The sequence below is a fragment of the Streptomyces sp. NPDC005263 genome, from assembly GCF_042872365.1.
Taxonomy (GTDB): Bacteria; Actinomycetota; Actinomycetes; order Streptomycetales; family Streptomycetaceae; genus Streptomyces.
In genome coordinates, this window is the sequence record NZ_JBIAKJ010000003.1 from 126,214 (window position 1) to 140,106 (window position 13,893).

The following is a 13,893-nucleotide window of genomic DNA, read 5'->3' on the forward strand; positions in this document are numbered from 1 at the left end:
GCCTCTCACCGGAGCAGATAGGGCATGTTGACCGTGACGGCTCCGGTGGGGCAGCGGGCCGCGCAGGGGCCGCAGTACCAGCACTCGTCGACGTGCATGTAGGCCTTGCCGTTGCTCTCGTCGATGGCGAGGGAGTCCAGCGGGCACATGTCCACGCAGAGCGTGCAGCCGTCGATGCACTTCGACTCGTCGATGGTCACGGGCACGTCGGCCCGCTGGGGCGCCAAGGGCATGGCTGTCTCCAGGGAGGTGCGCAAGCGGGGGGTGAGGGTTACGGGTTACGAGTTACAGCGGCCGGTACATGGACCGGTCAGCCGCCGGCGCGTGGTCATAACGACCGGTGCAGCAGGCCGCTCATCGTGATGCGGTCCCCGCGGAAGCGGATGAACTCGAGGTCGACCGGGCGGCCGTCGGCGAGGTGGGTGAGGCGTTCCAGCATCAGGACGGCCGCGCCGCGCGGGGCTTCCAGAACGGCGGCGGAGTGGGTGTCCGCGTTCACCGCCTCCAGGGTGATCTCGGCGTGGCCGAGACGCTGACCGGTGATGGCTTCCAGGAGGCGGAAGACGTCGGTGTTCTCCAGGTCGGCGCCGAGCAGGGCGGTGCCGATGTCGAGCGGGATGTAGGTGAGGTCGAGGGAGAGGGGGAGGCCGTTCAGGCGGCGCAGGCGTTCGATGTAGAGGACGTCCGTGCCGGGTGGGACCTTGAGGCGGTCGGCGACGGGGGCGGGGGCAGGAGCCGGGCCCATCGTGCGCACCTCGTTGGTGACGCGGCCGTGTTCGTGGAGGGTTTCCGCGAGGCCCATCAGGTGGTCGAGGCCGTGCGGGTACTTCTGGCCGACGACCACGGTGCCGACGCCCGGGAGGCGCTCGACCAGGCCTTCCGCGCGGAGCAGGTCCAGGGCTTGGCGGACCGTGTTGCGGGAGGCGCGGTACTCGGTGGTGAGGGTGGACTCGTGCGGGAGGGTGCCGTCCGGGAATCCGGCCGTGAGGATCTGGTGGCGCAGCAGGTCGGCCAGTTGGCGTGCCTGGTCCGCGCGCAGCCGACGGCGCGCGCGGTGGGCGGCGACGGTGGTCGCGCCCTGGCCGGCGTGCTCTCGGACGCGGTCGGAGGCTGGCATGTTTCGAACCATAGCGAGCCGGTAGGGAAAGCTGTGTTGCGGGAGTGTTGCGCCACCAAGGGCTCCGCCGGTACGGCCGCTGACCTGGGGGGTCCGGCGCTGGACGGGAAGATCTGCCACCAGGCGGTCGCGCGGCGGGCCCGGGGAAAGGTGTAGCGGGGACGCCTAGGACAGTGCCGTCAGGCCCGGGGCGAAGGTGATCAGAAGGGGGAGCAGGGGCACCAGGGCCGCCACCGTCGTCGTCAGCAGCCGGTGCCTGGGGCCCAGGCGGGGCTGGGGTTCCAGGAGGCGGTCAACCCGCTCGCCGAGGAGGCGGTGGGTGGAGGCGCAGGAGAGGACGCCGCGGTGTTGGTTCAGCTCGATCAGGGCCAACGCCGTCGTCAGGTGGCCGCAGCGGCGCGAGGCGGTGTCGTCGGCGGCGAGCTCGACCAGGCGGTGGGTCTGGTCGCAGAAGTGGGAGAACAGCGGGACCTGGGGGAAGCCGGTGGCCAGCGCGGTGGAGAGGTGGAGCAGCCAGTTGTGGCGGGCCCGGGCGTGGCCGCGTTCGTGGGTGAGGACGGCGTCGAGCTGGTGGTCGGTGAGCCGGTGCAGGGCGCCGGTCGTGACGATCAGCTGGGGCGGGTGGCCCGGCATCCACCAGGCGTCCGGGTACTCGTCCTCCAGGACCAGCAGCGGGCCGCGCGCCTCGGGCAGCCCCGCCGGCAGGTCGGGGGCGCGCTCCCGCAGGTGGGCGTGGGCCTGGCCGCGGCGACGGCGGGCCTCGACGAGCTCCCGGGTCAGCATCGCGGTCGTCCAGGCCGCGCCGCAGGCCAGCAACAGGGTGAGAGCGGCGGCCCACACCGGGGCCGCGGAGAGGTCGTAGGCCGCGGTCACGGCGGGCGGCGCCGGGGCGAAGACGTGGTCGCGGACCGTTTGGAAGACCGCGGCGGCACCGAGGACCAGGGCGGTCAGACAGCACAGCAGGACCGTGGCGACCAGGCACTGCCACACCCACAGGCCGACCACCGGGTCCCGCTCGGGCCACGCGGCCCGGGTCAGCGCGCGCGGGGCCGGCACGGCGGCCGTCAGGGCGACGGCGCTCAGCAGGAGCAGGCAGAAGGTCATGCCACGGGCTCCGGATCCTGGTCGGAAGAGAGGCGGCTACGGGTCGGGCGGTGGGGCTGCGTGCGGCTGTGCGGGCGGCGGGTGCGGTGTCTCGAACCGCGCGGGGCGCCCGCCGCCAGTATGACGGCGGGAAGCGCCGGAGTCAGGCGGTAACCAGGACACGGATGTCACAGGCGCGGTGATCAGTGCGGCGCGCCGGGCGCGGCTCAGTTCGTACGGCGGGACCGGACCGGCCGGGTCGACCCGCACCGCCGACCCGCTCACCGGCGCCCCGTCCGGCCTCACCGGCTCCCTCAAGCGCTCGGTACAACCCTCCCGCTGACCTCGCCCAACCCCACCCGCACCCCGTCCGGCCCGGGCGCCCACGCCGACAGGGTCACCACGTCGCCGTCCTCCAGGAACGTCCGCTTGCCGTCGGGGAGTTCGAGTGCGTCGCGGCCGTTCCAGGTCAGCTCCAGCAGGGAGCCCCGTTCGCGCTCGGAGGATCCGCTCACCGTTCCCGAGCCGTACAGGTCGCCGGTGCGCAGCCAGGCGCCGTTGACGGTCATGTGGGCCAGCTGCTGGGCGGCGGTCCAGTACATGGTGGAGAAGGGGGGCTCCGAAATGACGTGGCCGTTGACGGAGACCGAGATGCGCAGGTCGTAGCCGCCGGGCTCGTCCTCGGAGTCGTCCAGGTACTCCAGCAGCGGGTGGGTGCGCTCCGGCGGTGTCACCCGCGCCTCTTCCAGCGCGTCCAGCGGAGTGATCCACGCGGACAGCGAGGTGGCGAAGGACTTGCCGAGGAACGGGCCGAGGGGGACGTACTCCCAGGCCTGGATGTCCCGCGCCGACCAGTCGTTGAGCAGGCACAGTCCGAAGACGTGCTCGCGGAAGTCGGTCAGTGCCACCGGCCTGCCCGGCTGCGAGGGCGCCCCGACCACGAAGCCGACCTCGGCCTCGATGTCCAGTCGGACGGACGGCCCGAAGACGGGTGCGGGGTCGGTGGGGGCCTTGCGCTGGCCCGACGGTCGTACGACGTCCGTGCCGGACACCACCACCGTGCCCGCGCGGCCGTGGTAACCGATGGGCAGGTGCTTCCAGTTGGGGGTCAGGGAGTCGGCGGCGTCCGGGCGGAAGATCTGTCCGACGTTGCGGGCGTGGTTCTCGGAGGCGTAGAAGTCCACGTAGTCCGCGACCTCGAAGGGGAGGTGCAGGGTGACGTCGGACAGCGGGCGGAAGAGTCCCGCGATCGCCTCCTGGTGGGACGGGACCGTCACCCATGCCGTCAGCGCGCGCCGCACGTCCGACCATGCGGTGCGGCCCGCGGCGAGCAGCGGCCCCAGGGAGGGGCGGGCCAGCAGGGAGACGTAGGGGGAGCCCAGAGCGGCGGCCGCGGCACCCGCGTCGAGTACCTGGTCCCCCAGTCGGACGCCGACGGTCCGGTCCGTCGAGCCGGGGAGCGAGAACACGCCGTACGGAAGGTTGTGCGGGCCGAAGGGGTCGCCCTCGGGGAGGTCGAAGGGGGGCATGGGTGCTGCCTCACTCTCGTGCAAACCGTGCGGTTCATGTGGTCGTGCCACACGTTACGGCTGAGTTGCCCGCCCTGGGCAGTGTCTAAAGAGTTTGCAATGTCCGAAATTTCCTTGTGGGAGGGTGCAATTCCGGCTTAGCGTCCTTTGGGGGACACGGACGGGGTGGGTCCGGTCCGTAGGGGGGACACGTGGGGGGACCCGTGGCCAGGAGCACCAGCAGTGTGCCGTTTTCGGCCGCCCGTGAAGTGCCGGGCCTGATCGTGAAGTTCGGCGACTATCCGCTGCACCACGGCGGTGTCGGCGCCATCCGGAGTCTGGGCCGCCTGGGCGTCCCGATGTACGCGATCACCGAGGACCGTTACACACCCGCGGCCGCGTCCCGCTACCTGAAGCGCGCGTTCGTGTGGCCGACGAGGGGGACGGAGGACCCGGGCCGTCTGGTGGAGGGGCTGCTGCGGATCGGGCGACGGATCGGCCGGCCCGCGGTGCTGATCCCCACCGACGAGGAGGCCGCCGTCCTCATCGCCGAACACCAGGGCGAACTGGGTGACCGCTTCCTCTTCCCGCGCGTCGATCCGGTGCTGCCGCGCCGCCTCGCCAGCAAACAGGGGCTGCACGAACTGTGCGTGGAACACGGGATTCCGAGCCCGTCGGCGGCCTTCCCGCGGTCGTACGACGATGTCGTCGACTTCGCGGAGAAAGCCCGCTTCCCGGTGGTGGCCAAGAATCGCGAGGCGTTCGTACGGCGGGAGAGGCCGGCCGTGAACGGCACCACCCGCATCGCCACCCGCGCGGGGCTTCTCCGCCTGGCCCGGGGCTGGGGCGAGCGACCGGGGGTGGTCCTCCAGGAGTACCTGCCGAGGGAGCAGGCGGAGGACTGGATCGTGCACGCGTACTTCGACCGGGACTCGGTCCCGCTGGCCCTGTTCACCGGGGTCAAGGTCCGTTCCTGGCCACCGCACGCGGGCATGACGGCGCGGGCGTACGTCGTCGACAATCCCGAACTCGCGGATCTCGCCGCGCGTTTCATCAAACAGCTCGGCTTCACCGGGATCATCGACCTCGACCTGCGCTTCGACCGGCGCGACGGGCAGTACAAACTCCTCGACTTCAACCCGCGCATGGGCGCCCAGTTCCGGCTCTTCGAGAGCGAGTCGGGGGTGGACGTGGTGCGTGCCATGCATCTGGATCTGACCGGGCGCACCGTTCCGGAGGGGGAACAGCGGGCCGGCCACCGGTACATCGTGGAGAACATCGACCTGCCCGCCCTGCTCGCCTACCGCCGCAGCGGCTACACGACGCCGCACGCACCGGCGCGGGCGAGCGGGACGGAGCTGGCCTGGTTCGCGGGTGACGACCCGCTGCCGTTCCTCACGATGCTCGCGCGCTTCGTGCGACCGGGCGCGAAGCACCTGTATCAGCTGTGGCGCAGCAACCGCCTCGGCGACCTGACGAAGTGACGAACCGACGAAGTGACGTAGTGACGTAGTGACGAAGTGGCGTAGTGACGTCCTGGGGAGGGACTTCGTGATCCAACCGGTAGCAGTCATCGGTGCCGGCCCGTTCGGCCTGTCGACCGCGGCGCATCTGCGGGCGCGCGGCATTCCCGTCCGTGTCTTCGGCGAACCCATGGTCAGCTGGCGCGACCACATGCCCGCCGGAATGCTCCTGAAGTCGACCCCGGCCGCCTCCAGCATCGACGCGCCGCAACCTCACCACACCCTGGCCGACTACTGCGACGCCGCGGGCATCCGGCGGCTCGTGACGGACGAGGACATCATTCCCGTCGAGACCTTCATCGCGTACGGCGAGTGGTTCCAGCAGAAGCTGGTGCCCGAGCTGGAGCGGGAACGGGTGGTGTCCGTGGACCGGCGGACCGGCGGCGGCTTCGAACTGAAGCTGGACTCGGGCGAGTTGTTCACCGCGCGCGCGGTCGTCGTGGCGACCGGCCTGTCGGGCCTCGCCCATCTGCCCCCGGAGCTGGCCGCGGCCGCGCCGGACGGCCCCGCCCCCACCGGGGCGCTCTCCCACAGCTCCCAGCACCACGATCTCAGCCGCTACGCCGGCCAGGAGCTGATCGTCGTCGGCGCCGGCCAGTCGGCGCTGGAGACCGCGGTGCTGGCGGCGGAGGCGGGCGCGCGGGTGCGTGTGGTGGCGCGCGGGCGCGGCAGCGTCGCGTTCGGGGCGCCCCCCTGGCGGCAGCCGAGGCTGCGACCCGAGTCACCGTTCGGCCGCGCCTGGTCCCTGTGGGCGCTCAGCTACTACCCGCACCCCTACCGCCGCCTGCCGGCCCAGGCCCGCCACTACCTGGTCCGCCGGGTTCTGGGCCCGCTGGGCGCGTGGTGGTTGCGCGAGCGCTTCGAGAGCTCGGTGCGGGTCAGCGAGGTCGACCGGGTGCTGAGCGCGGACACCGCCGACGGTCACCCGACGCTGACCGCCCTCGGCCTCACCGGCCGCAGGGAACGGATGGCGGCCGACCATGTCATCGCGGCCACCGGATACCGCGTGGACCTGGCCGCGATGGACTTCCTCGGCCACGAACTGCGCACCGGGCTCACGGTGAGCCGGGGCGCCCCGAAACTGGGCGCGGGGTACGTGTCGTCCGTCCCCGGCCTGTACTTCACCGGCCTGCCGTCGGCGGCGTCGTACGGGCCGGTGATGCGGTTCGTGTGCGGGACGGAGTTCGCGTCACCGAGGCTGGTGAAACACCTGGCCGCCGCCCACGGGTAGCCGCCCGTCGCAGGTGACCGTGCCGGCGGAACTGGTGGTGCGGGACGTCGCGTGAGCGCGACAACCGTGGTGGAGGAACAGGCGTGCGCGACCGGAGCGGGCGTCGCCGCGGGGGAAGGCGGTAGCCGTCCGGTTCGCGTCGAGTCGGCGGGGCGTTCCATCCGTATTCTCTGATCATGGCCGCACCTACCGCATATTCACTGATCGCCACCGACCTGGACGGAACGCTGCTCCGAGACGACGACACGTTCTCCGACCGGTCACTCGCCGCGCTCGCGCGGGTGGCGGCGGCCGGCGCCCGGCACCTCGTCGTCACCGGCCGGCCGGCGCCCAGGGTGCGGCCCCTCCTCGACGTCCTCGGCAGCGAGGGGCTCGCGGTGTGCGGGCAGGGCGCGCAGGTGTACGACGCCGGCGCGCACCGTCTGCTGTGGTCGGTCACCCTGGACCGGGAATTGGCCGAGACCGCGCTCGGCAAGATCGAGGCCGAGGTGGGCGAGGTGTACGCGGCCGTCGACCAGGACGGCGTCGACGGACTTACCCTCATCGAACCGGGCTACCTCATGCCCCACCCGACGCTGCCCGCGGTGCGCGTGGGACGGCGCGACGACCTGTGGTGCGAGCCCATCAGCAAGGTGCTGCTGCGTCACCCCGACCTGTCGGACGACGAGTTGGCGGCGACCGCCCGCTCGGTGGTCGGCTCCCTCGCCACGGTCACCATGTCCGGGCCCGGCACCGTCGAACTCCAGCCCTGCGGCATCACCAAGGCGACCGGCCTCGCACTGGCCGCCGACCGTCTGGGCCTCGGCGCGGACCGGACCGTCGCCTTCGGTGACATGCCCAACGACATCCCCATGTTCGACTGGGCCGCGCACGGCATCGCCATGGCGAACGCCCACCCCGAACTCAAGGCCGTGGCCGACGAGGTCACCCAGTCGAACGAGGACGACGGCGTCGCCGTCGTCCTCGAAGGACTCTTCCCGGAGGCCTGACAAAGGGCTACCGGTGACGGGGCTACCGGCGAAAGGGCGACCGGTGACAGGGCTACCGGCGAAAGAGGCTCAGTACGCGCCCCACACGTTGTCGATCGAGCCGTACCGCGCGGCCGCGTAGTTGCAGGCGGCCGTGATGTTCGCGACCGGGTCGTACGGGTCCCACGAGGTACCGGCCACGTGGTACGCCTGGAAGGTCGGGTCGATGGTCTGGAGCAGGCCCTTGGACGGGGTGCCCGCGGCCGCGTTGGAGTCCCAGAGGTTGATGGCGTACGGGTTGCCCGAGGACTCCCGGATGACATTGCGGTAGATGCCGTTGTACGAACCCGGAATGTCGTGTTCCGCCATGACCTGGAGCGACGCCCGGATCCAGCCGTCGAGGTTGTTGGCGTAACCCAGTGAGGAGGCGGTGACCACGGTCGGGGTCGCCGCCGACGCGGTGGTCGCGCCGATGAGCGGGAGCGCCAGGACGGCGACTCCGGTGCCCGCGACGGCGATCCTGCGGGCGAGACGAGCTCTCTTGGAAAGACGGTTGTGACCTGCGGACATGGGGACGTTCCTTCTCCGGCGCCTGCGAGGTGAGCTGTCGGGTTCGGGCGGGAGTTGCCCGGCCGTGCCCCCATGAGGCGGCACGACTTCACCCCGAGCCGTACCGGAATGTCCTGGAACATCCCGAACGGCGGCTTACCTGGGTCCCCCGCTCCTGCCGTGCGGTGTTCGTCGGTGGATGTCTCTATGGGCGGCGGCAGGATTCGGCGTCCGCCCGACAGGCCGGGAACGTATGCGAGAGCACATGTCCGAAACAAGGGCGGATTCATACCTCGCACCTATTGACCTTGGTCTGAGGCATTTGAGGCACTTGATCCTTTGCTGTTGCCAAGGTTCAACTGGCGTGCAAGGCAAGGCGAAGGGAGGTGACGTGGGAGCCGGGTGTACTCGACCGCGAGTGACCCAACTCACGGGCGAGCGCAAGACCGGCAAATCGGGCAATGAGCCCAACTCGGAGCGCCCGTACCGCTCGTTATCGCCGGCGATGAGAACGCGTGTGCCTGTGATCACTGGTCGGGGTGGCGGCTGCGAGGTTCGGGAATGTGTGTGCGACGTCCGTACGTGTGGTCCTTCGGAGGGGTGGGGACGGCGCAGTGCCCTGGTTGGGGCTGTGAGGGGGCGAGGCAGGCGTGGGGTGGCCGTGGGCGGCGGGCGTAACCCGCTACGCCGACCGGCTCTGCGTGTCGTCGACTGCGCGCACCACTCTGACGGCGGAGCGGGGCGTGGGGACCCCAGTCGCCGGGTGAGCGCACCTACACCCGCGCCGCGTGTGGAACCGTGTCCCCGCGGGACAAGAACTCCGCACGGGTGATGCTTGTCCGGGCTGGTCTCAACCCGGCTGGTGCCGAGGGCGGAGGGCGGAGGACCACCTGGAGTACTGCTCCAGGGGGCTGCCTGAGTCAGGAATCCCCTCCCGCCAGGAGGGGAGGATTCAATACTTCCATGTAAGTCGATAGATATCCGTTCTTTTCAAGTGATCAAAAACATACCCGGCATGATCCAATACCGCCTGGCCTGGACCGGTGGGCGCTATCGGTGATCGAAAGATGACCGGATACGCTGACTTGAGTGATGTCAGCGACCTATCGACAAACCGTGTATCGCCAGTAGACACCAGCAGACAGGAGACCCCTCGTGACCGTCGTCGGGCCGTTCGGGCTGAGCGTGCGGGACCAGGCTCTGGAAGCCGATGTCCAGGCCGGATTGGCGGCTGTCGAGGAGGGACTGCTCGAAGCCACCAAGAGCGAGGTTCCCTTCATCACGGAGGCCGCCCAGCATCTGGTGCGGGCGGGCGGAAAGCGGTTCCGGCCGTTGCTCGTGATGCTCGCCGCCCAGTTCGGGGACCCCTATGCGCCGGGCATCGTGCCGTCCGCGGTGGTGGTGGAGCTGACCCACCTGGCGACGCTGTACCACGACGACGTGATGGACGAGGCCGAGGTGCGGCGCGGGGTGGACAGCGCGAACACCCGCTGGGGCAACTCGGTCGCCGTCCTCACCGGTGACTTCCTGTTCGCACGCGCCTCGCACATCCTGGCCGACCTCGGGCCCGAGGCGGTCCGGGTCCAGGCCGAGGCGTTCGAACGCCTGGTCACCGGGCAGATCCTGGAGACCGCGGGCCCCCAGGACGGCCGGGACCCGGTCGAGCACTACCTCGACGTCCTCGGCGGCAAGACGGGATCGCTGGTGGCGGTGGCGTGCCGCTTCGGGGCGATGATGTCGGGCGCCGACGAGACGGTGGTCGACGTGCTGACGCAGTACGGCGAGCGGCTGGGCGTCGCCTTCCAGCTCGCGGACGACGTCCTGGACATCGCGTCCGACTCCCACGAGTCCGGCAAGACCCCGGGCACCGACCTGCGCGAGGGCATCGCGACCCTGCCGGTCCTGCGGCTGCGCGAACGGGCGGCCCGGCTGGGTCTGGCCGAGGACGTCGCCCTGTGCGAGCTGCTGGACTCCGACCTCACCGACGACGAACGGCACGCCCAGGCACTGGCCGGCCTGCGCGCGCACCCGGCGCTGGAACAGGCCCGCCGTGACACGGTCCGCTACGCCAAGGACGCCCGCTCCGCGCTGTCCCCGCTGCGGGAGTGCGACGCGAAGCTGGCGCTCATGGAGTTGTGCGACGCGGTGGTCCACCGGGCGGGGTAGCGACGTACCGCTGATCCGGACCGACCCGAGGCGGGGGGGGGCCCCCCGCCCCGGCGGGGGGGGGGGGGGGGCCCCCCCCCGGGGGGGGGCCGCGCGGGGGGGGGGGGGGGGGGGGGGGGGGGCGCGCGGGCGCGGGGGGGGGGGGGTGGGGGGGGGCGCCGCGGGGGGGGGGGGGGGGCCCCCGGGGGGGGGGGGGCCCCCCCCCGGGCCCCCCCCCCCCCCCGGGGGGGGCCCCCCCCCCCCCCCCCGGGGGGCCGGGGCCCCCCGCCGCCTTCGCGTGTCATACCGGAGGTGTACGTGGAGTTGAGCCCGCGGGTTGACGCATCTTCCCGGCCCATTTGGTCAGATGGACACCAGGGGAAAACACCAATCCTCACCGATTCGGGTGAGAATGGCGGCTACGGGGTGGACGCAGGGGAGTCGCACAGCCGCCGCCGACGACGGAGGTAAGGCACACATGGCACCGTATGAGTCCGACGACAGCACGACTGCCGCGGCGGAGGTCGACGACAGGTACCCGAGGCGGCACAAGGCCGCGCGGTACGCCGTCCCGGTCGCGGTGGTGGGGGTGGCGGCGGCGACCATCGGTCTCGTCCCCGCACTCGCCGACTCCGGCGATCCCGACCTGCCGAAGATCAGCGCACAGAAACTCATCGAGAAGATCGCCGCGTCGGACGTGCAGCAGCTGTCCGGCACGGTGAAGATCAGCACGGACCTCGGACTGCCCGACCTCGGCGGCCTGGAGAGCAGCCTGGCCTCCGGCGCCATGGAGTCGGGCAAGGGCGACGGCTCCTCCGCCGACCCGTCCGCCAAGCTGACCGAGCTCGCGACCGGCACCCACACCATGCGCGTCGCGGCCGACGGCCCGGACCGGCAGAAGCTGTCCCTGCTGGAGAGCGGCTCCGAGTACAGCGTGATCCACAACGGCAAGGACGTCTGGGGCTACGACAGCAAGTCCAACGAGGTCTACCACGCCACGACGTCCGGCAAGGCGGCCGCCGACAAGGAGCGGGACGTCCCGGCCACGCCCAAGGACCTCACCGAGGAGGCCCTCAAGGCGGTCGACGACACCACCTCCGTGACCGTCGACGGCACCGCGCAGGTCGCGGGCCGCGACGCCTACCGCCTCGTCATCAAGCCCAAGGACTCCGGCTCCACCGTCGGCCAGATCACCGTGGCCGTGGACTCGAAGACCGGGCTGCCGCTGAAGTTCACGCTGACCCCGTCGAGCGGCGGCGCCGCCGTCGTGGACGCGGGCTTCACCCAGGTCGCCTTCGCCGAGCCGGCTGCCTCCACCTTCGCCTTCACCCCGCCCAAGGGCGCGAAGGTCACCGAGGGCGAGAAGGGCCCGAAGGCCGAGAAGGGCGAGATCCCCGAGAAGGGCGCGCACGGTCCGGCGGGCGCCAGGCCCGAGGAGGACCTCGGCAAGGGGCTCGACGGCCTCAAGGTCATCGGCCAGGGCTGGAACTCCGTCGCGGTCCTCGACACCGGCGGCCAGGGCATGCCCAGCGGCTCCGCGGCCGGCGGCGACCTCGGTGGCTTCCTCGGCTCGCTCGGCGACAAGGTCACCGGCAAGTTCGGCTCGGGCACGGTCTTCTCGACCCGCCTGGTCAACGCCCTGATGACCGACGACGGCAAGGTCTACGTCGGCGCGGTCGACAAGGCCGCCCTGGTGAAGGCGGCCGACGCGGGGCGGTAAACCCGTAGGCGCACGCGGCGGGTAGCGTACGCGCACGACGAATCGAGGGAGCCGATGGGCGAAACGTCCGCCACGGAACCGGAGTCGGAGCCGGATCCCCAGGGTGTGGAGGGCACTGTCATCCACACCCGCGCGCTCACCAAGCGCTACCGCGGCGGACAACTCGCCGTCGACGGTCTCGACCTGACCGTCCCGGCGGGCAGCGTCTTCGGCTTCCTCGGCCCGAACGGCTCCGGCAAGACCACCACCATCCGCATGCTGATGGGCCTCATCGAGCCCACCTCAGGTGCGGCCCGGGTCCTGGGCCACCCCATGCCGCGCTCCTCGCGCGCCGTGCTCCCGCACGTCGGCGCCCTCATCGAGGGCCCGGCTCTCTACGGCTTCCTCTCCGGCCGCCAGAACCTGACCCGGTACGACGCCGCCGACCCGACCGCCGATCCGCGCACCCGGGCCGACCGCGTCGCGGCGGCACTGGACCGGGTGGGGCTGGCGGCCGCCGCCGGCAAGAAGGCGAAGGCGTACTCGCTGGGCATGAAACAGCGCCTCGGTCTCGCCGCCGCCCTGCTCCAGCCGCGCAAGCTGCTCGTTCTCGACGAGCCGACCAACGGCCTCGACCCGCAGGGCATGCGTGAGATCCGCTCCCTGATCCGGGAGCTGGCCTCCGACGGCACGACCGTCTTCCTCTCCTCCCACCTGCTCGACGAGATCGAGCAGGTCTGCACCCACGCGGCCGTGATGGCGCAGGGCCGACTGATCGTCCAGGGCCCGGTGGCGGACCTGGCGGCGGGCACCCGTGGCCGGCTGGCCGTGACGACCCCGGACGCGGCGGACGCGGCACGGGTACTGAAGGAGCAGGGGGCCTCGGACGTGATCGTCACGGACGACCGGGTGACCGCCGAGCCACCGGACGGCGATCTCGCCGACGTGAACGCGGCGCTGGTGGCGGCGGGCGTCCGCGTCCGCGGCTTCGGGCTCCAACGGGCCTCCCTGGAGGACGTGTTCGTGGCACTGACGGGGGAGGGCTTCGATGTCGCGGGCTGAGGGGGAGCGGGCCGTGACCGTGCGGACTGGGGCGGAGCGGGCCGAGGGCGAGAGGTCGGGGATGGAACGGGCAGGGCTCGAAGGGACGAAGCCCCAAGGGACGGGGCTCGAACCGTTCGGCACCGCGCCGACCCCGGCGGTACGCGCTCCCCGTGCGCTGTGGACCCTGGGTCTCCTGCGCAACGAACTGCTGACCACCTTCCGGCGCTGGCGCACGCTCGCGCTGCTCGGTGTGCTGGCGGCCGTGCCGATCCTGGTCGGGATCGCCGTGAAGCTGGAGACCAGCGACGGCTCGTCCTCCGGCCCCGGCGGCGGCGGAGGACCGGCGTTCATCTCGCAGATCACCAACAACGGTCTGTTCCTGGTCTTCACCGCGCTCGCCGCGACACTCCCGTTCTTCCTGCCGATGGCGATCGGCGTCATCGCGGGCGACGCGATCGCCGGCGAGGCCAACGCGGGAACTCTGCGCTACCTCCTGGTCGCCCCGGCCGGCCGCAGTCGTCTCCTGCTCACCAAGTACGCGACGGTGATGGTCTTCTGCCTGGTCGCCACCTTGGTGGTCGCGGTCTCGGCGCTGACCGTCGGCGCGCTGCTGTTCCCGCTCGGCGACCTGGTCACGATTTCCGGCACCCGGATCAGCTTCGCCGACGGCCTCGGCAGGGCCCTGCTGATCGCCCTGGTGGTGGCGGCGTCACTGATCGGCGTGGCGGCCCTGGGCCTGTTCGTGTCCACCCTGACAGGCAGCGGCATCGCGGCGATGGCGACCACCGTGGGCCTGCTGATCACCATCCAGATCCTCGACCAGATCCCCCAACTCCACACGATCCAGCCGTACTTCTTCTCCCACTACTGGCTGTCCTTCGCCGACCTCATGCGCGACCCGGTGTACTGGGACGACCTGGTGAAGAACCTCGGCATCCAGGCCCTGTACGCGGCGGTGTTCGGCTCGGCGGCCTGGGCCCGCTTCACGGCGAAGGACGTGACGTCCTAGGTCTGTCCCTCAGCCCT

General features: G+C 71.5%; 12 protein-coding genes, 1 pseudogene and 1 riboswitch. Of the genes and pseudogenes, 8 read left to right on the forward strand and 5 right to left on the reverse strand.

Annotated features, from left to right (window positions below):
- Positions 1-5: 5 nt before the first annotated feature.
- From ACFYRY_RS14130 to fahA, 4 genes are all read right to left on the reverse strand, one after another.
- Entirely contained in the window at positions 6-233 is a 228-nt protein-coding gene (locus ACFYRY_RS14130; RefSeq protein ID WP_010986276.1) for a ferredoxin family protein, read from the reverse strand.
- 95 nt (positions 234-328) lie between these two features.
- Entirely contained in the window at positions 329-1,117 is a 789-nt protein-coding gene (locus ACFYRY_RS14135; RefSeq protein WP_389144087.1) for a GntR family transcriptional regulator, read from the reverse strand.
- 165 nt (positions 1,118-1,282) lie between these two features.
- Positions 1,283-2,221: a M56 family metallopeptidase gene (locus ACFYRY_RS14140; RefSeq protein ID WP_389144090.1), complete on the reverse strand. Its 939-nt coding sequence runs from the start codon at positions 2,219-2,221 to the stop codon at positions 1,283-1,285.
- A gap of 293 nt (positions 2,222-2,514) precedes the next feature.
- Positions 2,515-3,729: a fumarylacetoacetase gene (fahA, locus tag ACFYRY_RS14145; protein WP_389144092.1), complete on the reverse strand. Its 1,215-nt coding sequence runs from the start codon at positions 3,727-3,729 to the stop codon at positions 2,515-2,517.
- Positions 3,730-3,953: 224 nt separating this feature from the next.
- On the opposite strand from fahA, the gene ACFYRY_RS14150 reads away from it, so the two are divergent.
- The 3 genes from ACFYRY_RS14150 to ACFYRY_RS14160 all read left to right on the forward strand — a co-directional run bounded on the left by ACFYRY_RS14150 (position 3,954) and on the right by ACFYRY_RS14160 (position 7,451).
- Positions 3,954-5,192 (forward strand): ATP-grasp domain-containing protein, encoded by a 1,239-nt coding sequence (locus ACFYRY_RS14150; protein WP_389144095.1) that lies wholly within the window; start codon positions 3,954-3,956, stop codon positions 5,190-5,192.
- Positions 5,193-5,259: 67 nt separating this feature from the next.
- The gene (locus tag ACFYRY_RS14155) at positions 5,260-6,462 is read left to right on the forward strand and encodes an FAD-dependent oxidoreductase (RefSeq protein ID WP_389144098.1); all 1,203 of its coding nucleotides are present in this window, start codon (positions 5,260-5,262) and stop codon (positions 6,460-6,462) included.
- Between the two features lie 176 nt (positions 6,463-6,638).
- A complete protein-coding gene (locus ACFYRY_RS14160) occupies positions 6,639-7,451 on the forward strand; it encodes an HAD family hydrolase (RefSeq protein ID WP_389144101.1) in 813 nt (270 codons plus the stop codon).
- Positions 7,452-7,520: 69 nt separating this feature from the next.
- Here ACFYRY_RS14160 and ACFYRY_RS14165 read toward each other — a convergent pair whose 3' ends face one another.
- A complete protein-coding gene (locus tag ACFYRY_RS14165; protein WP_389144104.1) occupies positions 7,521-8,000 on the reverse strand; it encodes a transglycosylase SLT domain-containing protein in 480 nt (159 codons plus the stop codon).
- Between the two features lie 4 nt (positions 8,001-8,004).
- Positions 8,005-8,184: riboswitch (cyclic di-AMP (ydaO/yuaA leader) on the reverse strand.
- A gap of 560 nt (positions 8,185-8,744) precedes the next feature.
- Between ACFYRY_RS14165 and ACFYRY_RS14170 the strand changes: the two are divergent.
- The 5 genes and pseudogenes from ACFYRY_RS14170 to ACFYRY_RS14190 form a co-directional block, all read left to right on the forward strand.
- Positions 8,745-8,898: pseudogene (locus ACFYRY_RS14170) on the forward strand (RNA-guided endonuclease TnpB family protein); the annotation flags it as partial.
- A 236-nt stretch (positions 8,899-9,134) separates the two neighbouring features.
- A complete protein-coding gene (locus ACFYRY_RS14175) occupies positions 9,135-10,145 on the forward strand; it encodes a polyprenyl synthetase family protein (RefSeq protein ID WP_389144107.1) in 1,011 nt (336 codons plus the stop codon).
- A gap of 457 nt (positions 10,146-10,602) precedes the next feature.
- Positions 10,603-11,844: an outer membrane lipoprotein carrier protein LolA gene (locus tag ACFYRY_RS14180; protein ID WP_389144110.1), complete on the forward strand. Its 1,242-nt coding sequence runs from the start codon at positions 10,603-10,605 to the stop codon at positions 11,842-11,844.
- 54 nt (positions 11,845-11,898) lie between these two features.
- Complete coding sequence (locus ACFYRY_RS14185; protein WP_389144113.1) at positions 11,899-12,885, forward strand: ATP-binding cassette domain-containing protein; 987 nt, start codon at positions 11,899-11,901, stop codon at positions 12,883-12,885.
- Between the two features lie 61 nt (positions 12,886-12,946).
- On the forward strand, positions 12,947-13,876 hold the full coding sequence (locus ACFYRY_RS14190; RefSeq protein WP_389146199.1) for an ABC transporter permease: 930 nt from the start codon (positions 12,947-12,949) through the stop codon (positions 13,874-13,876).
- Positions 13,877-13,893: the final 17 nt, after the last annotated feature.

Bases quoted from the DNA above. Each gene is read 5' to 3' on its own strand.
- ACFYRY_RS14135 (WP_389144087.1), bottom strand. From the start codon at position 1,117: ATGCCAGCCTCCGACCGCGTCCGAGAGCACGCCGGCCAGGGCGCGACC.
- ACFYRY_RS14165 (WP_389144104.1), bottom strand. From the start codon at position 8,000: ATGTCCGCAGGTCACAACCGTCTTTCCAAGAGAGCTCGTCTCGCCCGC.
- ACFYRY_RS14140 (WP_389144090.1), bottom strand. From the start codon at position 2,221: ATGACCTTCTGCCTGCTCCTGCTGAGCGCCGTCGCCCTGACGGCCGCC.
- ACFYRY_RS14130 (WP_010986276.1), bottom strand. From the start codon at position 233: ATGCCCTTGGCGCCCCAGCGGGCCGACGTGCCCGTGACCATCGACGAG.
- fahA (WP_389144092.1), bottom strand. From the start codon at position 3,729: ATGCCCCCCTTCGACCTCCCCGAGGGCGACCCCTTCGGCCCGCACAAC.
- ACFYRY_RS14185 (WP_389144113.1), top strand. From the start codon at position 11,899: ATGGGCGAAACGTCCGCCACGGAACCGGAGTCGGAGCCGGATCCCCAG.
- ACFYRY_RS14160 (WP_389144101.1), top strand. From the start codon at position 6,639: ATGGCCGCACCTACCGCATATTCACTGATCGCCACCGACCTGGACGGA.
- ACFYRY_RS14190 (WP_389146199.1), top strand. From the start codon at position 12,947: ATGGAACGGGCAGGGCTCGAAGGGACGAAGCCCCAAGGGACGGGGCTC.
- ACFYRY_RS14180 (WP_389144110.1), top strand. From the start codon at position 10,603: ATGGCACCGTATGAGTCCGACGACAGCACGACTGCCGCGGCGGAGGTC.